General features: G+C 55.0%; 17 protein-coding genes and 1 tRNA gene. 10 read left to right on the plus strand and 8 right to left on the minus strand.

Translation table 11 applies throughout. The features are described from left to right. Nucleotides 1-56 precede the first annotated feature (56 nt). From dnaK to QZ862_RS20965, 4 genes are all read right to left on the minus strand, one after another. A complete protein-coding gene (gene dnaK, locus QZ862_RS20950) occupies nt 57-1,961 on the minus strand; it encodes a molecular chaperone DnaK (RefSeq protein WP_296015774.1) in 1,905 nt (634 codons plus the stop codon). A gap of 264 nt (nt 1,962-2,225) precedes the next feature. Then, the gene (locus tag QZ862_RS20955; RefSeq protein ID WP_296101613.1) at nt 2,226-4,247 is read right to left on the minus strand and encodes a PAS domain-containing protein; all 2,022 of its coding nucleotides are present in this window, start codon (nt 4,245-4,247) and stop codon (nt 2,226-2,228) included. A 5-nt stretch (nt 4,248-4,252) separates the two neighbouring features. Next, complete coding sequence (locus tag QZ862_RS20960) at nt 4,253-4,663, minus strand: response regulator (RefSeq protein ID WP_296015770.1); 411 nt, start codon at nt 4,661-4,663, stop codon at nt 4,253-4,255. 1 nt (nt 4,664) lies between these two features. Continuing rightward, nucleotides 4,665-5,783, minus strand: a complete 1,119-nt coding sequence (locus tag QZ862_RS20965; protein WP_296101614.1) for a PAS domain-containing protein — start codon at nt 5,781-5,783, stop codon at nt 4,665-4,667. Between the two features lie 226 nt (nt 5,784-6,009). On the opposite strand from QZ862_RS20965, the gene QZ862_RS20970 reads away from it, so the two are divergent. The 3 genes from QZ862_RS20970 (at nt 6,010) to QZ862_RS20980 (ending at nt 8,398) form a co-directional block, all read left to right on the plus strand. Then, nucleotides 6,010-6,318, plus strand: a complete 309-nt coding sequence (locus QZ862_RS20970) for a SelT/SelW/SelH family protein (RefSeq protein ID WP_296101615.1) — start codon at nt 6,010-6,012, stop codon at nt 6,316-6,318. 210 nt (nt 6,319-6,528) lie between these two features. Beyond that, a tRNA-Leu gene (locus tag QZ862_RS20975) sits at nt 6,529-6,615 on the plus strand. A gap of 88 nt (nt 6,616-6,703) precedes the next feature. Continuing rightward, nucleotides 6,704-8,398, plus strand: a complete 1,695-nt coding sequence (locus tag QZ862_RS20980; RefSeq protein ID WP_296101616.1) for a site-specific integrase — start codon at nt 6,704-6,706, stop codon at nt 8,396-8,398. A gap of 40 nt (nt 8,399-8,438) precedes the next feature. Here QZ862_RS20980 and QZ862_RS20985 read toward each other — a convergent pair whose 3' ends face one another. From QZ862_RS20985 to QZ862_RS20995, 3 genes are all read right to left on the minus strand, one after another. After that, nucleotides 8,439-9,281, minus strand: coding sequence for a ParB N-terminal domain-containing protein (locus tag QZ862_RS20985; protein ID WP_296101617.1), 843 nt, complete (start codon nt 9,279-9,281; stop codon nt 8,439-8,441). Next, on the minus strand, nt 9,278-9,715 hold the full coding sequence (locus QZ862_RS20990; protein ID WP_296101618.1) for a hypothetical protein: 438 nt from the start codon (nt 9,713-9,715) through the stop codon (nt 9,278-9,280). The genes QZ862_RS20985 and QZ862_RS20990 overlap by 4 nt, the downstream gene beginning before the upstream one ends. 798 nt (nt 9,716-10,513) lie before the next feature. Then, a complete protein-coding gene (locus QZ862_RS20995) occupies nt 10,514-11,080 on the minus strand; it encodes a recombinase family protein (RefSeq protein WP_296101619.1) in 567 nt (188 codons plus the stop codon). A 296-nt stretch (nt 11,081-11,376) separates the two neighbouring features. Between QZ862_RS20995 and QZ862_RS21000 the strand changes: the two genes are divergently transcribed. Then, nucleotides 11,377-14,415 carry a hypothetical protein gene (locus tag QZ862_RS21000; protein WP_296101621.1) on the plus strand — a complete coding sequence of 1,013 codons (3,039 nt, stop codon included), beginning with the start codon at nt 11,377-11,379 and terminating at the stop codon, nt 14,413-14,415. 438 nt (nt 14,416-14,853) lie between these two features. Here the strand turns inward: QZ862_RS21000 and QZ862_RS21005 are convergent, their stop codons facing one another. After that, the gene (locus tag QZ862_RS21005) at nt 14,854-15,240 is read right to left on the minus strand and encodes a pilus assembly protein N-terminal domain-containing protein (RefSeq protein WP_296015765.1); all 387 of its coding nucleotides are present in this window, start codon (nt 15,238-15,240) and stop codon (nt 14,854-14,856) included. A 411-nt stretch (nt 15,241-15,651) separates the two neighbouring features. On the opposite strand from QZ862_RS21005, the gene QZ862_RS21010 reads away from it, so the two are divergent. From QZ862_RS21010 to QZ862_RS21035, 6 genes are all read left to right on the plus strand, one after another. Next, nucleotides 15,652-15,837 (plus strand): Flp family type IVb pilin, encoded by a 186-nt coding sequence (locus QZ862_RS21010; RefSeq protein ID WP_296084673.1) that lies wholly within the window; start codon nt 15,652-15,654, stop codon nt 15,835-15,837. A gap of 82 nt (nt 15,838-15,919) precedes the next feature. Next, the gene (locus tag QZ862_RS21015) at nt 15,920-16,432 is read left to right on the plus strand and encodes a prepilin peptidase (RefSeq protein WP_296101622.1); all 513 of its coding nucleotides are present in this window, start codon (nt 15,920-15,922) and stop codon (nt 16,430-16,432) included. Between the two features lie 146 nt (nt 16,433-16,578). After that, complete coding sequence (gene cpaB / locus QZ862_RS21020) at nt 16,579-17,385, plus strand: Flp pilus assembly protein CpaB (protein WP_296101623.1); 807 nt, start codon at nt 16,579-16,581, stop codon at nt 17,383-17,385. Nucleotides 17,386-17,390: 5 nt separating this feature from the next. Beyond that, the gene (locus QZ862_RS21025) at nt 17,391-18,962 is read left to right on the plus strand and encodes a type II and III secretion system protein family protein (RefSeq protein ID WP_296016019.1); all 1,572 of its coding nucleotides are present in this window, start codon (nt 17,391-17,393) and stop codon (nt 18,960-18,962) included. Continuing rightward, nucleotides 18,959-19,651: a CpaD family pilus assembly protein gene (locus QZ862_RS21030; RefSeq protein WP_296101624.1), complete on the plus strand. Its 693-nt coding sequence runs from the start codon at nt 18,959-18,961 to the stop codon at nt 19,649-19,651. The genes QZ862_RS21025 and QZ862_RS21030 overlap by 4 nt, the downstream gene beginning before the upstream one ends. Before the next feature lie 33 nt (nt 19,652-19,684). Further along, nucleotides 19,685-20,974, plus strand: coding sequence for a CpaE family protein (locus tag QZ862_RS21035; RefSeq protein WP_296077084.1), 1,290 nt, complete (start codon nt 19,685-19,687; stop codon nt 20,972-20,974). Nucleotides 20,975-20,998: the final 24 nt, after the last annotated feature.

A 20,998-nucleotide genomic window follows, 5' to 3' on the forward strand; every position in this document is an offset into this window, starting at 1 on the left:
GCACGAGGCAGCCGGAGTCAGTCTCATTTACCCAAGTTCAAGAGCAAGAACCACAATTAAGCGGACTTCTTGTCGTCCTTGATTTCCTCATAGTCCGCGTCGACCACACCATCGTCCTTGCCGCCTGCTGCGCCTTCACCGGCTTCAGCCTGCTGAGCTTCGTAGATGGCCTGGCCAAGCTTCATGGACACTTCCATGAGGGTCTGGGTCTTCGCCTGGATGTCATCAGCATCCGGCTCGGATGCTTCGACAGCGGTCTTGAGGGCGGCAATCGCGTCTTCGATAGCCTTTCGGTCAGTTTCGGAAACCTTGTCACCATACTCCTGTACCGACTTCTCGGTGGAGTGGATCAGGCTTTCCGCCTGGTTCTTGGCTTCTACGCCCGCACGACGCTTCTTGTCGGCTTCAGCATTGGCTTCCGCATCCTTGACCATCTTCTCGATGTCGGCGTCGGAGAGGCCACCAGAAGCCTGGATCCGGATCTGCTGTTCCTTGCCGGTTCCCTTGTCCTTGGCCGAAACCTGGACGATGCCGTTCGCGTCGATATCGAAGGTCACTTCGATCTGCGGAACGCCACGTGGAGAAGGCGGCAGGCCAACCAGGTCGAACTGGCCGAGCAGCTTGTTATCGGCTGCCATTTCGCGTTCGCCCTGCGAAACGCGGATGGTCACGGCGGACTGGTTGTCTTCGGCCGTCGAGAAGGTCTGGCTCTTCTTCGTCGGGATCGTCGTGTTACGATCGATCAGACGGGTGAAGACGCCGCCCAGGGTTTCGATGCCGAGAGACAAAGGCGTTACGTCGAGAAGCAGAACGTCCTTGACGTCGCCCTGCAGAACGCCTGCCTGAATGGCAGCGCCCATGGCAACCACTTCGTCCGGGTTGACGCCCTTATGGGGCTCCTTGCCGAACAGCTGCTTGACGACTTCCTGCACCTTCGGCATGCGGCTCATGCCGCCGACCAGAACGACTTCGTCGATCTCGGAAGCAGACACGCCGGCATCCTTCAAGGCTGCCTTGCACGGCGCGACAGTGCGCTGAACCAGGTCGTCGACCAGGCTTTCGAACTTGGCGCGCGTCAGCTTCAGCGTCAGGTGCTTCGGACCGGAAGCGTCTGCCGTAATGAATGGCAGGTTGATTTCGGTCTGCTGCGAAGACGACAGCTCGATCTTTGCCTTTTCGGCAGCTTCCTTGAGGCGCTGCAAAGCCAGCTTATCGGACTTAAGATCGATACCATTGTCCTTCTTGAACTCGGCTGCAAGATACTCGACCAGACGCATGTCGAAGTCTTCACCACCGAGGAAGGTATCACCATTGGTGGACTTCACTTCGAAGACGCCGTCGCCGATTTCCAGGATGGAGATATCGAAGGTACCACCGCCAAGGTCGTATACGGCAATCGTCTTGCCGTCCTTCTTGTCCAGACCGTAAGCGAGAGCGGCAGCCGTCGGCTCGTTGATGATGCGCAGCACTTCGAGACCAGCGATGCGGCCGGCATCCTTAGTGGCCTGACGCTGGGCGTCGTTGAAGTAGGCCGGAACGGTGATGACGGCCTTTTCGACCTTTTCACCAAGATAGGATTCAGCCGTTTCCTTCATCTTCTGAAGGATCATCGCGGAAATCTGCGAAGGGGAGTAACCCTTGCCCTGCGCTTGTACCCATGCGTCGCCATTGTCGCCCTTGACGATCTCGAAGGGAACGAGGCCCTTGTCCTTTTCGACGGTCGGGTCGTCATAGCGACGGCCGATGAGGCGCTTGACTGCGAAAAGCGTGTTGGTCGGGTTGGTCACGGCCTGACGCTTTGCAGGCTGACCGACCAGACGCTCGCCATCGTCGCTGAATGCGACCATGGAAGGGGTCGTGCGCGCACCTTCCGCGTTTTCAATCACTTTGGTGTCCTTGCCGTCCATCACTGCGACGCAGGAATTGGTCGTGCCAAGGTCGATACCGATTACTTTTGCCATTTTCTTCTCTCCTTGAAGCGAGTCATCGGAACCCCGGGAGGCATTCCACTGACGACTCCTTGACTTGGATGGTCTTGCCGTTTTGTCAGCATTTCTGCTGGTATGCGGCGTATATAAGGAGCGATTTTTCTGGCTGCAAGGCGAATGGCGCCAGCGAAGGCAGCAAAAAGAAAGATTTGCTGCACTTCTTCATCATGCTTCTAAGGCTTGTGTGACGGACCAGCAAACGACACAACAGGTCGTGTATCTCTTCAAGTCGGCACCTTACCTTTGCGGCTTAATGAGACTTTTGACCCTCTGGGCAAAGACATCAAGCTGGAAGGGCTTCGTCATCACGTGCATGCCATGTTCAAGGTGGCCGTGATTGAGCACCGCATTTTCAGCATATCCGGTGATGAACAGCACCTCAAGATCCGGTCGAGCAACGCGTGCCGCATCCGCCAGCTGACGTCCATTCATGCCGCCAGGCAGTCCCACATCGGTGATCAGAAGGCTGATCTGTCTGCGGGAATTGAGCAGCCGCAAGGCCGATGGCCCATCTTCGGCTTCGATGACCGCGTAACCCAGATCCTGAAGTTCCTCCACGGCCAGCATTCTGACCAGAGGCTCGTCATCGACCAACAGGATCGTTTCGCCACCCTCGGCGCGCGGTGCATCCATCTGGATTTGCGCTTCCGGATCCTCCGCGTCTATGTCACCAGCGTAACGTGGCAGATAGATGCAGATCATCGTGCCTTTACCGATCTCGGAGTAAATCCGGGCCGCGCCGCCGGACTGGCCGGCAAAACCATAGACCATGGAAAGGCCGAGCCCAGTGCCTTGACCGATAGGTTTTGTGGTGAAGAACGGGTCGAAAGCGCGCTCGATAATGTCCTGCGACATTCCCGTTCCCGTGTCGGAAACGCAAAGCGACACATATTGCCCTGGTTCCAGCCCGCGCATGCGGGCCGCCCGCTCATCCATCCAGCGATTTCCTGTCTCGATGGTGAGGTTGCCACCATTCGGCATGGCATCTCGCGCATTGATGCACAGGTTGAGAAGCGCGTTTTCCAGCTGGCCAGCGTCGACAAATGTCGGCCATAGCCCCGCAGCGCCAACCGTTTCCACCTTGATCCCTGGGCCAACGCTGCGGACCACAAGTTCCAGCATGCTGTCGACGAGGGTATTGATATTCAGTGGTTTGGGATCGAGTGTCTGGCGGCGCGAGAAGGCCAGAAGACGTTGCGTCAGTGCAGACGCACGCTTGGTGGCACCCATGGCACCATTGATGTAGCGCGAAAGGTCGTCCACCCGGCCCTGCGCAAGCCGGGTATTCATCATCTCCAGACTGCCGCTGATACCAGCGAGAATGTTGTTGAAGTCGTGTGCAAGCCCGCCCGTCAACTGGCCGACGGCTTCCATCTTCTGGGCCTGGCGCAGAGCCTCCTCCGCGACCATCAATTCGGCAGTGCGCTCCTCAACCTGTTGCTCAAGAGTTGCGTTCAGGGCTTCGAGCGCGAGTTCGGCTCGTCTGCGTGCCGTAATATCTTGAAAAAGAACGGCAACCTGGCGGCGCTCTTTGGGCTCGATGCGAACGGCGGCAAGCTCCAGATAGCGCCCAGTCGCAACCAGTTCCTGTTGAAAGCGGATGGGCTCGCCGGTTTTCAAAACAGCGCCATATCGTGCGATCCAGGCATCAGCTTCGTCCGGTACCATTTCACGCAATTTCTGGCCGACCACGTTCGGTATTCCGGCATGTCGCGCATATGCGTCGTTTGCCTGGATATGCACATAGTCGCTATCCGGCCCGTGTGGCCCATCCAAGAATTCGATAATGCAAAAGCCTTCATCGATCGCATCGAAGAGGCCTTTGTAGAGGTCTTCGCTGTCGCGTCTTGCACGGTCTGAGAGAGTGCGTTCCGTGACGTCCGAGCCTTCGACGAAAATAGCGCAGACCTCGCCGTTCTCATCGCGGATCGGCTGATAGAGAAAGTCGAGATAACATTCCCTGCCAGATCCATCCTCATTGGCGTGGATGACGAAAAGAGCACCGAGAGCTTTATAGGGTCTGCCCGTTGTGTAGACCTCATCGAGAATGTTGACGAAGCCTTGCTCTGCGGCCTCAGGAAGCGCTTCCGCGACCGTTCGTCCAACAATATCGTGACGTCCAACGAGATTCATATAGCTCGGATTGGCAAGCTCGAAGCGGTGGTTTGGGCCCCGCAAAAGCGCAATGAAGGTCGGCGCCTGCTCAAAAAGCTGAGTCAGGATCGGACCGATATTCCCAGGATCGTTATTCACAGTCATCGCACTTAAGACGTCGTTGTTAGCGGCATGATCAGGTTCGGCGGCACGACAAGCCCATTCTTGCCGCTGATCAAGGCGTCCAGATAGCCAAGTGCGTTTTGCAAGCCATTGACAGTGTAAGGCTTTTCGATAGCGCCGACAGCGCCGGCAAAATCGGGCGGAATGCGTTTGATATTGCCGCTGACAAAGACATAGGGGACATTTTTGCTGGCGAGAAACCTGCCGACATCCACGCCGGTCGGACCATCGAGAAGATGAATATCGACAAAAGCAAAGTCGGCACTTTCCTTTTCAATCAGAGCAATGGCCGATGCGCTATCGGCTGCGACGCCGACAACGCTATGCCCTGCTGCCTCAACTTCGCTTTCCAGTTCGAGTGCCAGAAGTGCCTCATCCTCCACGATGATAATGCGCAATTCATGATTCCTTCTTATGTCCAACCAACAGCGTCACGCTTACAATCGTCTGCCGGCCATTCTGTTCTCGTTTAATATCTGCGCTGACCTGACGCGCACAGGTTTCCAGCAACATCTGACTGAAGCGCTGTTCCTCCTCATCGACCTTCACAGGATCGATCGTATCGGCGACCTGGATGAGGAAATGTCCGTTGAGCCTCTTTACGGTCACCTTGATGTCACCGCCACCATCGCCCAGCCCGCGTCTGACGACATCGCCCACCAACTCGTTGACGATAAGCGACAGAGGCGATGCCTTGTCTGCAGGGACGTAAACCGGCGACAGGTCCAGTGTGACATTGATATCGGTGCGCTTCAGTTGACTTGTCAGGTTGACCACGAGGTCTTCTGCGAAGTCGGCCACGTCGAAACGGGCGATGTTATCGAGCGTGAACAGCTTGCGGTGAACGGTGCTGAGCGCCTCGATGCGGTTGAGCACCGATTTTAGTGTTGCACTCGCCGTCTCATTCTTCGTCATCCGCTCTTGCAGCTTCACGATGGACGCCATCGTCATAAGGTTATTCTTGACGCGATGATCGACTTCGTGAACCAGCACGGTCTTGGCGTCTAAGGCATCGCGCAGGTCTTTGGTGCGGCGACTGACTTCTTCCTCGGCAAGATTGCGGGCTTCGGCAAGCTCGGCCTCCTTGTCCTTGATGCGGGTAAAGTCCAGCTGGGACGCGAAGTAGTAGATCACCTCTCCCTTGTCGTCTCTTACGGGGCTGACGAACAAGGCATTCCAGAACTCGGCACCATCCTTTCGATAGTTCAGAATATCGACGGATACTGACATCCCTGCGCTGATCGCCTCACGTATCTTAGCGACAGCGTTGCGGTCGGTCTTCTCCCCTTGAAGAAGGCGACAATTGCGCCCAATCAGCTCGTCACTGGAATAGCCGGTGAGGTCGTTGAAGGCCATGTTGCAAAAGATAATCGGGTTATCGTCTTGCTTTGGATCGGTGATGATCATCGGCATACGGGTTGCCTTGAAGGCTGCCGCAAAAGGGTCGCCCGAGGCGTGATCGGCAAGCAAACGCTCACCCGCCTTACGCGCTTCCGAGGGCAATAAGTAATCAACCATGAATTTTCCCGCATTCCACCTCATGCGTAATTGTTCTGCGGTGAAAAGGTTCCAGAGGGAAGCGCTCTTCGATATATGGTCGTCGATGCAGCTGCGAGAAACTTTTGTTCTGCGAAGGCGTTCGAACGCAACGTCTGCAGTGGCCATTTGCAAAATGCGAATCCTCTGCAAGATGCTGTTCTCACAATACGGGCCGCCGCTGCGAGCTTGAACGAGGATCACCGAAATGGATGAAACCGCAAAGCCCCGAATCGCGATTACCTATTGCACGCAGTGTAACTGGTTGTTGCGGTCGGCGTGGATGGCGCAAGAGCTGCTCAGCACGTTTGCCGACAGCCTCGGCGAGGTCGCGCTCATCCCCGCAACAGGCGGACGCTTCGACATCACCGTGGATGGGAAGCTTCTATGGGAACGTAAACGCGATGGTGGCTTTCCGGGTCCGAAGGAACTGAAGCAGCGCCTGCGCGATATGATCGACCCTGATCGCGATCTCGGCCATCTCGACAGGCAAAAGAACGAAGGATTGGATACGTAGAGCCTGCCCCTTGCGACCAAAACAAAGGTGCCAGCCCGATGATGTCCTGTCGGTGTAACGGACAGGTCCGCCCGCTTGGCGCATGACGATGCTTGAAGACCAGTTGGCAACAGGTGAAAGCATGTTTTTTGATGAAAAAACAAGGATCGTCATAAAACTTCAAAATCCCTGTTGACACCAGCCGCTCGCCCCCGTACATGGCTCCTCGTCGCCCAGATGGCGGAATTGGCAGACGCGCCAGCTTCAGGTGCTGGTACTCGAAAGGGTGTGGAGGTTCGAGTCCTCTTCTGGGCACCATTCCCATACAAGTTATTGATTTTCCCCAATTCTGGGGAATTTAGGCCGCTCACTGGGTCACAGGAGCGGGTCACAGGTGCTACTTCGAATGCCACGTCCAATGCTGCGGGAAGGGTCGTCCGTTCCTCAGTTTCGTCGCCGAGTTCCAGCCGATATTCTCGACATCGCGCGAGGCAAATTTGTCCTTGTAGAGCTGCCCGCGATGAAAGGCGAGCCATCCGTTCCTGTCACAGTCACGGCGGGACAGTTCATCAAGTTCAGCCTTCAAACTTACGATCCTGACATCGCGAAATTTCGGCACGCCGCCGCCAACATTCAGGTAGACCGCCACATCCAAGCATGGCGGCAAGGCCCGTCCACGATCAGTCACATCCAGATTGTCGCTCTCTCCGGGGAAATCTATAGACTTCTTGTTGATCGCTTTCGCGAAAATCCCGGATCACCCGCTAATTGGGCTGCCTTCAAGGCGTTCAATCGCGCTGCTCAGGAGGGCCGCCTTCTAAACGCGCCATCGCTTATGCCGGGAGAACTGCCGAGTGAAGCGCAAGCTTTTGCAATCTTCGGTGCTGAGCTAACACAGGGCGTGAATGCTATGCCCGCCGATACCGTTGATGCGCTCAAAGCGCTCGAAGCGAGATTTGGCGTTGTGACAGACTGGATTTTACAAAAGCACGGTCTCTCGATTGATGCCGAGTGCCGTGCGAAGCTCCTGCGTCACGTTGCTACCTCCTCGCAAGATGCTGGCTGGAGCCTCAAGAGAAATGCGGAAGGTGACTATACGCCTGACACCAAGGCCGCCCGTTTCCCGCCTGTGTCCGTAGTCACCGCGTCAGTTAAGATCACATCCGTTGACGACCTCTTCGACAAATGGGCGAACGAAACAAAGCCCGCTGCCAGCACTCATTCGACGTGGAAAAGCAACCTACGTAACCTCAAGAACCACTTGGGGCCGAAAGCCGACGACATCACACGCATCACGGCCGAAGACATCGTGAGTTGGAAAGACGCCGCCGTCGCAAGAGAACTCGCGTCGAAGACTATCAACTCCAGCTATCTTGGCATGGCAAAGACGCTGTTCAACTACGCGATCAGCAACAAGATGCTGTCCGAAAACCCGGCGGAAAACGTCAGAGCAGCCGCAAAATCTCGCGCGGGTTCCGCGATGCTGCCTTATACGGACGAAGAAGTTGCGCGCCTTCTGGCTCTTGCCGCGAACGAGGAAAGTCCGCAGATGAGATGGCTGCCATGGCTGGCCGCATGTTCCGGCGCACGTATCGGCGAAGTGGCTCAACTCTGGGGCAATCGCATCAAGCTTGAGGACGGCATTCATGTCATGCTGATCACTCCAGCCGAAGACGGCGGAAGCATTAAGAATGAGGGTAGCGAGCGCGTTGTCCCGATCCACCCAGCCCTCATCAAAGCTGGCTTCCTCGACTTTGTGAAGTCCAAGGGAAATGGGCCGCTATTCTACAGGCGCAACTCTGGCCGGGCATCCAGTCGCCATTCTACTAAGGGCGTCACCAACCGCTTGAGTACGTGGATCAGGGAGCAAGGTTTTACTGATCCGCGAAAGGCTCCGAACCACGCACTTCGGCATTATTTCAAGAGCGCTGCTGCGAAAGTTGGCATCTCCGATAGTCTTGCGGACGCTATCCAAGGCCACGCCGCCAAAAACGACGCGGGCCGCTATCGCCATTTCGACATCAAGACGAAAGCGGAAGCTATCGCCAGTTTGCCGTTCCCGCCGAAGATGCCAAAAACGGACAAAGATGGGGATGCTTAGGGGGTGCAATTGCACCTCCCTACTCGTTGCACCCTTGATGTCAGAAGTTGACGTCCTCCATGTCGTCGGCCGAGCAATCGACATCATCGGTTAGGGTGTCCCCGAACCACTCGTCCCGTTCCTCATTCTCTCCGAAAAAGTAGTCTGCTAGTTCCTTGAAGCGTTTGTCGCCAATAGCCTCAAGGATTGCGGTATCGACCGCCCAGCCATCCCGTAAGATTGCCTTCTCTGGCCTTTTACGTCTGTCGATGACATCGCGGATTTCAGACACAAGGATTGCAATCTCCCGTTCCCTTCGAGCGTCGGTCATTTCCGACCCCTCCCGCTCCCCCGACGTACCACCGCGGTCACGCCACCATTCTCCTGTAGGCTCCTGCCCCGCCTTGACCATCTCGGTCCATCGGCTTCGCATATAGTTGACTGTACGGGCCGACACGCTGGCCATGCCGACAATCTCCTTGCGGGTATAGGGTGGCTGAACTGGCTCCCTTACCAGCCTCCATGCGGCGTCCGTCCTCTCTGTCTGGCTGAGGGGGAGGACGTGCTTGGCGTTAGCCCCCAGAGCCGCCAGCAACGCCGTCCGACGGTCGCAATGAAGTATGACGGCAGGGATGTCCTTCTTCCATCCCACGGCCTTGTATGCCGCTAGGCGATGCTCGCCATCAATGAGGGCCAGAGGAGCCTTCGCGTCTTCGCTGTCGCGCCATAGGAGAACCGGATCAAGCGCCTTACCGGTCTTCCTTATATGGCCCGCAAGGTCGGCCTTATGGTGCCCGTCGAGCTTGCCCCAACGAAACTTGAAGTGATCCGTCTGGTTGATACGTTCGATGGCAACCGTCGCTCTCTTGCGAAGGGTGGCGGGGTTTCCCGCGCCCCCGCTCATACCGCGGCCTCCATTTCAGACAGTCTCGCCATATGAACGTCACATCTCTTTGAGGGGCCACGGCGAGTGGTGAGGTTGCTGGCCCGAAGATCGAGCCGGTCCTCGTTCGCGTAGCGCATGATCTTACCGCGACCGACGCCGCTGATAAGTCGTGCCACTTGAACGAGCGTCTGCTTTCCGGTGGCAGAAGCGAGAATGGAGCATCTCACATAGACATTTCCGCTTCCGTTGTCGTTCAGGAGCCAAGCTCCCGTTGCCTTGCCCGCCGTCGCTCTCTGGTAAGAGGCTTCGTCGATGACTGCGTATTTCTTGCCTTTGCTATCCAACGGCACCCGAAGGCATCGCTGGCCAAACTCGTCAATGAACGGGATCGGCTGTCTTTCCTGTGCCAGTCTGCTTCTTTCGGAGACGGGTCTTGCTGCTTCTGCTCTCATGAGCTTGTCCTTTCGCACAAAATGAAAAAGGCCCTCCGAGGGGTTCTCGGAAGGCTACTGAGGTGGATTGATGACGTGGGTGGTGAAGGCGGCTGCTAGGTCGCCATTAAGCGCCCGATCGACATGGGATATGTGAAACGGGGATTGGTCCGAATGAACGGCCTAATGGGTTGAGGCTCGCTCATCAGAGAAATGGTGTGGTTTGGTTCTATTGTGCGGCTTAATGCAGTCAGCCCCAAAACAGGGCGTAAGTTAAGGAGATGATCGAACCTAATTTCTAGTGGGTGGGGTAATCGGTATGGTTCGGAACAACCTGACTGAGATTACAGGTCGTTGTCCAAGTGTGCATCCTAAAAGGGTCCACCTATGGTGAAACCCGATCGCAGGAATGTTGTTGTCCTAGTGGACGGCGTTATCGTCGCGGCGATGGCAACGCGATTGCTGACGCAAGCTACCCCGTTGCGGATTACCCGGTCGCGATAGCCAGTTATCTCCTTAACGAGGGGGTAATCGATTTGTTTGGTCACACATCCTAGTGGACGGGGAAATTCCCCTTAATGGAGGGGCAATTTCGTAGGCTTCCTAATCTGAGACAATCTGTTGCCTCATGGCTGCCGTTCACGGTGCAAGTGTCGCCGAATAAGCAAGTTGCAAAACAGATAGGGACAGACATGGAAGCACGGTGAATTCCATGTTCGTCCTCTCTGTGTCAGTCAAACATTTTCCAGACCCCGACGACGCCCGCCAATGTCATTCCTGAAATGACAGCACAATGGATTGCATAGACCACCATCTCAATCATTGCTCTGCCTCCGCCGCCAACGCCCGATAGACACTCGCCTTGCTAAGCTGCACCTTTTCCATGATCTCTTTGATCATCAGCCCGTCGGCCCGCATACGTCGAATGTCAGCAACCACATCGGGGGTGGCTTGGGCCTTCCTGCCGAACTTTGTCCCCTTTTCTTTGGCCTTCGCTATCCCGTCCATCTGACGTTCCGCTCTGATGGCTGTCTCAAACTCCGCAAAAACGGCGAGCATCTGGAGCATTGCCCGCCCCGCAGGAGTGCTTGTGTCGATGCTTTGATCAAGCACCTGAAGCTCTACGCCCTTCCCCTGCAACTGCCTGACGATGGACAGCAAGTCGGTAGCTGAGCGAGCCAGACGGTCAATCTTGGTGATGACGAACGTGTCGCCCTTACGGGCAAACCGCAGTGCGTCCTTGAGGGCGGGGCGATTGCTGTCCACTCCAGACCGCTTCTCTTCAAAGATATGGTCATGCTGAATACCGAGGTCGAGCATCTTATCTCGCTGGACCTCCAAGCTTTGCCCCACTGACGATACGCGAATATAGGCTACGGATGCCATGTCTCAAATTCTCTAAGATGTTGCGATGGCATCGATATGAGACATGAATTGAGACACGTCAAGAGACATTCTCTCAACGTATACTTTTTGAGACTCGTCAATTAATCTCGACCTTGGAACGCACAGCGTACTCGGAGGGGTGTGGTGGGGGGGGGGGGGAGACTTCACCGCCTTTTAATTGAACTGACAGCACAGAAATTTTTGCGACTTTTGATGGGTTTGGCGCAATAAGAACGTGCAAAATCACAGCAAGACTTCCTTAAAGCTGTAGAACATTGTAATTAAAGAAAAACACAATGATTTGGGTGCCCATGTCGCTTCGAGCTATTATTTATTGCCCTCTGTATGAAGAACTTAAGGAAATCCAGAAGGTTTTCCCCTCCTCTGAGGACTTGACCGGAAAGTACGGTTTTGTGGCGTACCGCAGCGCCAAAGGTCAGTTCGATCTCATTGTCGCATCACAAGATGAGATGGGCGTCTCAACCGCTAACGCTACTATCAGAGCGATCAAGCCAGACTTTCAGCCTCACTTGGTAATCTGCATTGGAATAGCGGGGTCGCTGAGCGATGATGTGACATTGGGCGATGTTTGCTTCACGCAAGAAGTGCTCGACATTAATGAAAACCAGAAGGTTGAGAACGGTAAGACTGCGTATCAGCCCAAAGCATTTGGATCGAACAGGGCTATCGATCGTCAAATCGGCATGGCGGAAGTTCATGAAACGCTTTCCGAGGAGTATCGTCGTTGGCAACGCGAGTGCGAAGCTAGCTTTCGTGAGGATACCGCGGACTTACCTGAAACGTTTAAGGAAAAGTTCAAGGCCGAGCCAATCGCCAAGCGCGGGCCGATTGTATGCGGACCGGTTGTTGCGGACAAGAAATTCAAAACTAAGCTGAAAGGTATCAATCGAAAGGTCTTAGCAATCGAGACTGAGACAAGCGGCATCTATCAAGCCCTAGATCGTGCTGAACCGATCGAAATCCTAGCAGTACGTGGTATAAGCGACCTAGCTGACGAGACGAAAAAGGTGACTGAGGTCGGGGGTAAGCAGGTCTTCCGTCGCGTTGCCGCACGAAATGCTGCCGGTTTTCTCGCTATGAGCTTAGAGCATAACTTTCTTCTAGCGAACAGCTTGACTGACGCTGCTGCACCTCTTTTGCAAGGCGTCGTGGCTCCAGCGACTGATCCGATCGAGACGATCCTTAAGAAGCAGTCCGCCATAATCGAACATTGCCTAAATGAACTTTCTCCAGAGTATCGTGCCAAAGAGAAAGGCTATGTCCTTCCTGTTCCCCGGGTTAAACCTGCGATGGAGGCGGCACAACCTTCCACACCAATGGAGCCACTTGAACTAGTTTCTTCATCCACAGCGGCTGTGATTGATGTTCCAATCAGCTATCCCGACAAGGGATTGCCTTGGCTCTATGCCAAGCAGCTGCTTGGAACCACTATGAACGGGAAAATCGTCGTCCCGTTAGTAATTAATGCCGACAAGCTTCGGCCGCCCGTCCACGGCCTAATGGCCGAAATTGAAGCCAATGCCTCCGACTTACTAAAAGTCCCCCAAATCCTACCTGTGATCATCCTCACAGAGATGACTTTCAACAATGAGCGAAAAGCGACCCTTATCTTGGAAGAGGCGCGCAACAGCCATCTCACAACGGTGCTTTTTGGGAATGGTGCGCAGAAGGCATTTTTCACTGCTAACCCAAAATTCGAGGCCTGGCAGAATTACTCTCTGTGCGACGTATCGTTCAGTTCTATCGTCAATTTCCTTTCGGCACAATTTCATATAGAAATGCCGGAGGCCGAAGTTATTGCGATCAGGCTTTCTAATACATTTCGGGCGTTTAACCTCTCAGCACATCCAAGTTACTTTGCGGGTATTCCCAAAGAAATGCTTGCTCGTCTTTCGGACGCCAATCATCGCGCGGAGCTCATCGACCTGGCCGTCACGGGCTTTCTCAGCTTTATCGGTGCGGGGGATACGAAAGATGTTACTCTCAAGCAGCGCACCAGGCGTCTATTTCTGCGGGATTTGGCTTACCAAATTGTCGTCCTGAAGGAGAATTTCTCCGTTGAACGACTTGTCGGATACGTGAAGGAATACTCCGCGCAACATGACTTTGGCTTACCAGCCCTAGAGTTTGTACAGAGCTTCATCCAAAACGGCATTCTGCATGAGAAGGGTGATCGTATTGAGTTTAGTATCGACTTCATTGAGAATTATCTCGTCGCCGAAAGGCTTGCAGCTGAACCCCATGCCGCGCGGAAATATTTCGATCCCAATCTGAACGAGATCGATTTCAGCACATTTGAACTCTACGCAGAAATCGGTCTATCAAAAGATGTTTTGGATGATGTTACAAATCGACTTGAAACCGCCATCAGCTCATTCAGCAGCCTCCTAGGCGAAAGTGAGTATACCCGCACACGATCTGGTCGATCTGAAGGCACTTATAGGAGTAACGGGCATCCTTTTGTGTCAGGTGTCGTGAAGCCTCGTATGCTAAGCAATGTGGACAAACTGGTTCATTATCACGACAAGGTTGAGCGTTCCGCGAGAGAGATTGTCGGGAGCCGATCCAACATTGAAGGAAAGCAACGCGTCCTTGACATGGCCCAATCTGCTCGTGAAGGCGTCCAAGCGCAACGGAAAGTGGCTCGCAATGGGCATGAAGCGCCGGGCCGTCCAGAGATCGGTCGCGACTGGCTAATGGCCGTCGTTCTTTTAGGGTCTGCGGCAGAGGAACTTCAAGCCGACGTCAAGAGAAAGCTCGCATCTCGAATTGTGACGCTTTCAGCGCTGATTTGCGATGATTGGTTAAGGCTGCATCTCAATCAGGATCTTTCCGAGATGCGAGAGGCACTCTTCGAGAGCGCACTAGAGTACGCGAAAGAAGACAGCGCGACACCCGACGAAGCTCAGGTGCGCGAGTTGGTGGACCTGGTAGTGGATGTTGCTGAGATGGGTGCTTTTTTCGCACCTCTCGGACAAGTTACAGGTACCATTGCGGAGTACGCCCGCAACCGAGTGCTTTTTGAAAGCCTAAAGAATGTAGCGCCTGAAGACGTTGTTGAAGAGTTATTCCTTTCGTTGTGGAAAATGGAGTTGCGCGAGGCAGACGGACTGACGGCGTACCGAGAGACTTTGACCAAGCTTCCAAAGGATCACTTTCTTCGCATAATGCTCGCAACTTATCTGGTCGATCGATCCTACTGGTATCGAGCTAGCGATGCTGGACGAGCTATTTTCGCGGATGCGGTCGAGCTCACCCTCAAGCCTCTTAGCTTAAAACTATCGGTCGACCGTAATATAGACCTCAATACCTAGTGCAGTTGACTTTGCGGAACTTGGGTCACATACTGGGTCACGAATGAACTAGCGGCCGATTTCTAAAGATACGAAAATCAAAGACTTACGGAGGGTTGGAAGGAAGGTTTTCCAATCCTCTTCTGGGCACCATTCCTTATTTGATCCTAGCCAGATCAATAGTTTAGCCGAAAAACTTGGATTATTGCTCCCCTCCTGGGGTAGACGATTTTCTTGCTTCGCAGCACCGATCCTCGGCATGTTATGCCAAGAGCGCTGGCTCCACTGCCAAGTGTCGAGAACACAGGATTTCAGTGGCAAGATGGGCTTAGGACGAATCTTTAACACCTCGATTTCACGTCAAGCCTAGACGCAGGGCGGAGCCGGCGTTTGATGCTTGGTGTCGAAAATCATGATCAGGGATTGGTTAGCGACGACAGATTGCAATCGTCACACGGTTCAGTTCTGCGAATTTGCTTCACATGCTGGCGTACAGGACAAAACGCTTCTGTCAGTCTGGCGGAACACCCGCACCGTATTGCCTTCGTCGATCGAAACCAGCACCCGTTCATCGACGATCGCGTTGCCCTGCGCATCCAGCAAGACGAGATTGGTCGTGCCGAAGCTGCGGCCGGTTAACACAATAGTCGTCGCATCAGCAACGGTCGCATCGGCGACTTTCGAATTGCCGACGATAACCTTGCTGACAGCGCGATCCAGCTTCAGGACGCGAGCCTGATTCATCGATACGCGCAATACGTCCTCGTCCGCTGACAGTGCGAAGCCGGGAGCAATGCCCAGTACCGCCGCAGCGACTGCGAATCTTTTGATACGGGAAGACAGCATGAGCGGCAGAGACCTTCATTTACGCTTGGCGCATTTCATCACGCTCAACATGAATGGGAATGGTAAATGAAGATTTAAAAGGCGCGGTACAATAAAGAATACGACCTGGGTAATCAGCGACGACGTTCTGGCGTAATGTCGCATAATCAAAGGACTTCGGCGCCGCGAAAGCACGGTGATTGCATCACTTTACTAAAGAAACAGCTGATATGCCAAAGCACGTAATATAGGTCAAATTTTAAATAATAATCTTACGCGTTATTTCTAAACAACTCCGCATTACTCATTTAACGTTACGTTAAGCGCATTCTTTAATTCACTGGAAAGCGGCATCTTCTAAGGTGGCGTCAACCGAACAACGAAAAACAGTTGTCGGCGTGCTGAACAAAACAACGACCCAGGAGAAACCGCATGACAACGATTTTCGCTCGCTTCCTGAAAGACGAATCCGGTGCGACCGCTATTGAATATGGCCTGATCGCCGGCCTGATTTCCGTGCTGATCATCGGAAGTGTGACCACCATCGGCACGAAGCTACAGACGATATTTTCTACTATTGACACAAAGCTGGCCCCAGCGGCCCCAGCCGCAAAGTAATTAGATAGACATTTGCGAATGCCGCCCTACAGGGCGGCATTTTTATTGCAAGAACAGCAGCACCCGGGAATTAAGGTGAGATATGATCATTGCTTCAATCTTTCTTGTATTTCCGCTATGCCTCGCGCTTGCAGCCCTGACTGACCTCTTCACGATGACGATTCCCAACCGGGTTTCTGTCATTCTCCTGGCCACATTCATCATCGTGGCTCCCCTGTCGGGCATGGATTGGCAAAGTTTTTCCATGAGCCTTGCGGCAGGGCTTGTCGTACTCTTCGCTTGCTTCATCCTGTTTGCCTTCAACACCATGGGCGGAGGCGATGCGAAACTTCTGGCGGCATGCGCCGTATGGTTCGGCTTCAATGGTTCACTCGCTGCTTTTTTACTTGTAGTGGCTTTTTCCGGCGGGGCTTTGACTCTGTTCATTCTGCTTTTGCGCTCCAGATCGCAGCAAATCATGGCCACGGGTCTTCCTATCCCGGACTCATTGCTAGTCGCCAAAAAGGTTCCCTATGGTATTGCCATTGCAACTGCGGGTTTGCTGACATATCCAGAGGCGCCGATCGTTCAGGCTGCCATGCGCGCTCTTCTCTAATCAACATGCGAAAAGCGAATTTGAACCTGCCAATCCAGCAGATTAATTTCTGATTAACCCTAAGCGCACAGTTTTTATTAACCATAATTACACGAATGGCGGGCCATCTTCAGGAGAAGAGATTCTATCCTTCTCAAAGGCCCAGCATGAAGTCCTCACGTGTCGTTATCCTTTCCGTCGCCGTCGTGGCCGCTGGTCTAGCGGGCCTGCTCGCCATGCAATTGTCTGCGCCGCAGACGGTGGTGGAGAAGGCGGAAGCCATCATCGAGAAAGAGCCGACCGTCAACATACTCGTTTCGGCTGCCAATCTACCAGTGGGAAGCCGGCTCGATTCGAATTCCGTGCGCTGGGCACGATGGCCGCAAGGCAGCATCAATGAGAACTATATCACCGAAGACAAACGTCCTGATGCGGTCAACGAACTGACCGGCACCATCGTTCGACTTCCGCTTTTCGAAGGCGAACCCGTTCGTTCCGAAAAAGTCGTTGATTCCAGTACACGCATCATGTCCTCGCTTCTGCCAGCGGGAAAACGTGCGGTTGCGACTGAGATTTCAGTAGCGACAGGTGCTGGCGGCTTTGTTCTTCCCAATGACCGCGTGGATGTGATCATGGTCCGCAAGAACGGCGGTGGCGGCTTTCTGACCGAGAATGTTCTCAACAATGTGCGCGTTCTGGCGATCGACCAACAGATCAAGGAAGGACCTGACGGTACCTCATCGGTCATCGGCGCCACCGCTACGCTGGAGCTTACCCCCGAACAGGCAAAGATCATCACCGTCGCCCATCAAATGGCCGATCGCCTGACCCTTTCCCTGCGATCGATTGCCGATGTGCAGGATAGCGACACGGCGTCGGCCGATTACCTGCTCAACGGCGAATCCGGCAGACCGGCGATCCAAGTGATCAAGTCTGGCTCGATCGTGCGTGAAAATGAAGGAACCGCACAATGAGCAAGATGACACCGATCCGCCACGCGCTCAAAACATCGCTTCTCGGCGGACTGGCCTTCAGCATCAGCTTCGCCGGTGTACCCGGCGCATCGCCATTTGGCGTGGGGATGGCGCAAGCGCAGACACAGAACACGAGTATTCTGCGGATCAGCGAAAGCGGCACGGGCGTTCGCAAGCGCGTCAAGCTTGGCCTGAACAAGGCTCTGGTCATCGACCTTCCACAGGACGCACACGATATTCTCGTCGCCGACCCAAGCATGGCCGATGCCGTGACGCGAACGTCGCGCCGCATTTACCTGTTCGGCAAGTCGGTTGGCCAAACCAACATCTTCATCTTTGGAGCGGGTGGCGAGGAAATCGTCAGTCTCGACCTGGAAGTCGAACGCGATATCACTGGTCTTGAGGCCAATCTGCGCCGTTTCATTCCGGAATCGGACATCCGGGTGGAAATCGTATCGGACAACATCGTGCTCTCCGGCTCAGTTCGCACACCGCAGGATTCGGCGCGCGCGGTTCAGCTTGCGACGGCCTTTCTTCAGGGCGGCGAAGCCACGACGCGAAACATCACCGCCACCAGCCAGAGCAACGGCGATGGCGCCGTCGCGATCTTTGCGGAAAACCGGCAGCGATCGTCCATCGTCAATATGCTGACGATCGAAGGAGAAGATCAGGTCACGCTGAAGGTTACCGTTGCGGAAGTCAGCCGTCAGGTCCTCAAGCAGCTTGGTTTCAACGGCTCTATCAGCGGTGGCGGTTCCGACTTTGGTGGGTCGGTTGCGTTTTCCAACCCCGCCAACCTTGGCAATGCGCTCGCCATCGGGGGCACCGGCAATCTGGCCGGCACCATCGGTAAGGTAGCGCTGTCCAGCTACTTCAACGCCATGGAACAGGCGGGCGTAATGCGCACGCTTGCCGAACCGAGCCTGACAGCAATCTCCGGCGAGCAGGCAAAATTCTATGTGGGTGGCGACTTCCGTCTCGCCGGCGTCCAGAACGTTACCTTCGACGATAAGAATGTTCCAACGGTCACGCGGCAAACCGACACCGTCGAATACGGTATCGAGCTGAATTTCCGCCCGGTCGTCCTGTCTCCAGGGCGTATCAGCCTGAAGATCGAGACGAATGTTTCGGAGCCCACCTATGAGGGCAACGTGGTGTCGGGCAATGGCAATACCACCCGATTGCCCGGCAGCACCTATCTCTCCATCCGCAAGCGTGAGGCATCGACGAGCGTCGAGTTGCCTTCGGGCGGCTCCATCGTCATTGCCGGTCTGGTGCAGGATAATGTTCGTCAGGCCATGTCCGGCTTGCCCGGCGCTTCGAAAGTTCCGATCCTCGGCACGCTCTTCCGCAGCAAGGACTTCATCCGCAACGAAACCGAGCTCGTCATCATCGCGACCCCCTATCTGGTGAGACCTGTGGCGCGCAACCAGATCGCCCGGCCGGATGACAATTTCAATCCGGAAAGCGATGCCGCGACGTTCTTCATGAACCGAGTGAACAAGGTTTACGGAAACAACAGGCAGCAGGTACAGGCGCAGCCGTATCAGGGCTCGGTAGGATTTATCTACAAATGACAAAAACGCACCCGATCACCCATTCCGTTCCCGCCTCGCGCATTGCCAGGCTGGCGCTGACCTTTGTGGCAGTGGCAGCCCTTTCTCAAGGCTGCGCTCGCGATCCGCAGACGACAGGGGCCGTCCCCGACGACTATCGGACACGCCATCCGATCACCCTTTCGGAAGCGCAACATTCGCTCGATATCCCCGTGTCTGCCGCAGACAACCGGTTGACAATCGCAATGGCGGACAACGTGAAAGGTTTTGCACAGAACTATGCGGCGACATCGTCCAGCGTCGTTCAGATCCAGGTGCCGTCCGGCTCTGCCAATGCCGCCTCCGCATCGATCCTAAAACGCCAGATACGCTCTGTTCTGACATCCTCCGGTATTCCCGCCGGAAAGATCGTCGAGGTACCCTATGGTGCGGCTCCTAGCGGGGACGCCGCGCCGATCAGGCTGTCATATGTGGCCATCACCGCCATGACGGGCCAATGTGGCCAGTGGCCGGAAGATCTCAACGCCAACACCTACTCGAACAAGAACTGGTACAATTTCGGCTGCGCCTCGCAAAATAATCTTGCTGCCCAGATCGCCAATCCCATGGATCTGGTCGGACCGCGCGGTATGAGCCCGATCGATGCGGAACGCCGATCCGTGGTGCTCGGCAATTATCGCGCCGGCAAGAATACTGCCGCGGCGGATTAGACGAGCTTTCCAGCTTGAACGACAGGACCTGACATGAACCCGGTGAATTACGATATTCGGCCCAACAATTCAGACGCGATCAGCGGCGCGGAAACGTTGCGGCCTGGAGAACTGGAAAGCGTCAGGCCCCTGCCGCGTATCTCCATCCATGCGTTTTGCGAAAGCGAAACCATGCAGCAGATCATGGAGCGTCTGGCCAGCGACCGGCGGATGAACAAGGTCAGCATGCGGGTGACGAATGGCGAGATCGAAGCTGCGGCGAGAACGTTCTCATCCATGGCAACGCCAAACCTCGTCATTCTCGAGACCCACCGCGAGCCGTCCACTCTGCTCAACGACCTGAGGCCGCTTGCGGAGGTTTGCGATCCGACGACACGTGTCATCATCATCGGACGTCATAACGACATCTCCCTCTATCGCGACCTCATGCGCAACGGCATCTCGGAATATCTGGTCGCGCCGATCAAGGTAGCCGACCTGATGACATCCATCGCGGCAATCTTCGTTGACCCCGAAGCCGAGCCGCTCGGTCGCAGCATCGCCTTCATTGGCGCCAAGGGCGGCGTGGGCTCTTCCACGATCGCGCATAATTGTGCCTTCGGGATTTCAAATCTTTTTTCAACCGAAACCGTTCTTGCGGATATGGACCTGCCTTTCGGTACGGCCAATATCGATTTCGATCAAGATCCTGCGCAGGGAATAGCCGAGGCCATATTCGCACCGGAGCGGCTCGATGAGGTTTTTCTCGATCGTCTGCTCACCAAATGTTCTGACCATCTGTCGATTCTGGCTGCACCGTCACTTCTCGACAGAGCCTATGACTTCGATGGAGCCGCCTTCCAACCTTTGACGGAACTGCTGCAACGAAGCGCGCCCGTGGCTGTATTGGACGTACCCCATGTCTGGTCGCACTGGACGCAGTCGGTGCTGTCGGATGCCGATGAAGTGGTGATCACCGCAGTTCCCGATCTTGCCAATTTGAGAAACACGAAGAACATCCTGGATGCACTCAAGCGTCTGCGCCCGAACGACAAGGCGCCTCATCTTATTCTCAACCAGGTCGGCATGGTCAAACGACCGGAGATCGAGCCCTCGGATTTCTTCGAGCCGCTGGAGATCGAACCGCTCGCCATCATTCCCTTCGATGCCCAGCTGTTCGGGTCTGCCGCCAATAGCGGACGGATGATCAGCGAAATCGATGCGAAATCACCGATTGCAGAAACGTTTTCACAGCTCTCGCATGTGCTGACGGGACGCTCGTCGGCACGCAAGGCGAAAAAACCGGGAATCGGCAAGTTCATGGATCTCCTGAAACGCAAATAAACGTGGACCTTCCACGAAAAGACA

This window comes from uncultured Agrobacterium sp. (assembly GCA_913777615.1).
In the GTDB taxonomy this organism is placed as follows: Bacteria; Pseudomonadota; Alphaproteobacteria; order Rhizobiales; family Rhizobiaceae; genus Agrobacterium.

Excerpts from the sequence above, each read along its gene's own strand:
- QZ862_RS20980 (WP_296101616.1), top strand. The coding sequence starts at position 6,704 with ATGCCACGTCCAATGCTGCGGGAAGGGTCGTCCGTTCCTCAGTTTCGT.
- QZ862_RS21010 (WP_296084673.1), top strand. The coding sequence starts at position 15,652 with ATGACAACGATTTTCGCTCGCTTCCTGAAAGACGAATCCGGTGCGACC.
- QZ862_RS20995 (WP_296101619.1), bottom strand. The coding sequence starts at position 11,080 with ATGGCATCCGTAGCCTATATTCGCGTATCGTCAGTGGGGCAAAGCTTG.
- QZ862_RS21030 (WP_296101624.1), top strand. The coding sequence starts at position 18,959 with ATGACAAAAACGCACCCGATCACCCATTCCGTTCCCGCCTCGCGCATT.
- QZ862_RS21005 (WP_296015765.1), bottom strand. The coding sequence starts at position 15,240 with ATGCTGTCTTCCCGTATCAAAAGATTCGCAGTCGCTGCGGCGGTACTG.
- QZ862_RS20990 (WP_296101618.1), bottom strand. The coding sequence starts at position 9,715 with ATGAGAGCAGAAGCAGCAAGACCCGTCTCCGAAAGAAGCAGACTGGCA.
- QZ862_RS21035 (WP_296077084.1), top strand. The coding sequence starts at position 19,685 with ATGAACCCGGTGAATTACGATATTCGGCCCAACAATTCAGACGCGATC.
- QZ862_RS21025 (WP_296016019.1), top strand. The coding sequence starts at position 17,391 with ATGACACCGATCCGCCACGCGCTCAAAACATCGCTTCTCGGCGGACTG.
- QZ862_RS20970 (WP_296101615.1), top strand. The coding sequence starts at position 6,010 with ATGGATGAAACCGCAAAGCCCCGAATCGCGATTACCTATTGCACGCAG.
- QZ862_RS20965 (WP_296101614.1), bottom strand. The coding sequence starts at position 5,783 with ATGGTTGATTACTTATTGCCCTCGGAAGCGCGTAAGGCGGGTGAGCGT.
- QZ862_RS21015 (WP_296101622.1), top strand. The coding sequence starts at position 15,920 with ATGATCATTGCTTCAATCTTTCTTGTATTTCCGCTATGCCTCGCGCTT.
- QZ862_RS21000 (WP_296101621.1), top strand. The coding sequence starts at position 11,377 with ATGATTTGGGTGCCCATGTCGCTTCGAGCTATTATTTATTGCCCTCTG.
- cpaB (WP_296101623.1), top strand. The coding sequence starts at position 16,579 with ATGAAGTCCTCACGTGTCGTTATCCTTTCCGTCGCCGTCGTGGCCGCT.
- QZ862_RS20955 (WP_296101613.1), bottom strand. The coding sequence starts at position 4,247 with ATGACTGTGAATAACGATCCTGGGAATATCGGTCCGATCCTGACTCAG.
- QZ862_RS20985 (WP_296101617.1), bottom strand. The coding sequence starts at position 9,281 with ATGAGCGGGGGCGCGGGAAACCCCGCCACCCTTCGCAAGAGAGCGACG.
- dnaK (WP_296015774.1), bottom strand. The coding sequence starts at position 1,961 with ATGGCAAAAGTAATCGGTATCGACCTTGGCACGACCAATTCCTGCGTC.